This window comes from Oleiphilus sp. HI0125 (genome assembly GCF_001635355.1).
Genome location: NZ_LWGF01000357.1, coordinates 1 through 907, shown reverse-complemented (window position 1 = coordinate 907; position 907 = coordinate 1). Strand labels below are relative to the sequence as shown.

The following is a 907-nucleotide window of genomic DNA, read 5'->3' as shown; positions in this document are numbered from 1 at the left end:
TGCAGAGGTAAACCGCTTCATTCCAATTGAAAGCTTGTATTTCAGCGGAAACTTTCGGTTCATCTTGCACCGGGTTTTCAATCGCGAGTCCGGGCAGATACTTTTTAATGGTCTCAGCGAGTTTTTGCTCGTTTAAAGGTTTGGTCAATAGATCTACAAAACCTTGCTCAATGAATGCATCCTTTTCATTTGGTCGGGCAAAAGCAGTCAGGGCTATGATTTGGTTGTGATCGTAATAATTACTAAGGGTTTTGATACGCTTCATGCCTTCAATGCCATCCATGTCCGGCATTTGAATATCCATCAGAATAAGTGGGTAATATTGCTTCTTACATAAATCGATTGCTTGCTCAGCACTATTGGCTAAATCAATATCAATGCCCATTTCTTTTACGAGCGCCTTAACCAGGCTCAAGTTCATTTCATTGTCATCGACGGCCAGAATCGTCGCATTATTCGCAAAATGAGGCAGAGCATATTCCTCGGCATGGTCTGAGGTAATGCCTTTGTTTAAAGCCGATACTAAACTTTGCGATAAATTCGTGTAGGTAGCGGGCTTTGTCATATGCACGCTAATCTGTCGCAGTATTTTATAGTCGTAATGTAATAGCGATGGGGTATAGGTAAGAATGTTGATGTCTAAGGCATTTACACATTTAAAAGCTTGGTAAATACATTCTTCTTCGAGTTCTTTATCGCTTAATGAGATAAGAGCGAAGCGATTAGTTTGTGTGTCGTTCTTTCCGTCTTGCTCAATTGCTGAAATCAGCTCTTTCAATGTATCGAACTGTTGGTAGGGAATGTTCAAATAATTGAGCGTATGAATGATATTTTGCTTAGAGTGATGATGCGGTTCGTATAAATAACAAGATTGATTTTCGAGCTTAGGATGCGTGGCTTTCGGATT

At 40.1% G+C, this 907-nt stretch carries 1 protein-coding gene; it reads right to left on the bottom strand.

Going from position 1 to position 907, the window contains the following annotated elements; genetic code table 11:
- The coding region (locus A3762_RS05020) for a response regulator (RefSeq protein WP_156493245.1) at positions 1–907 on the bottom strand (907 nt) is incomplete at both ends.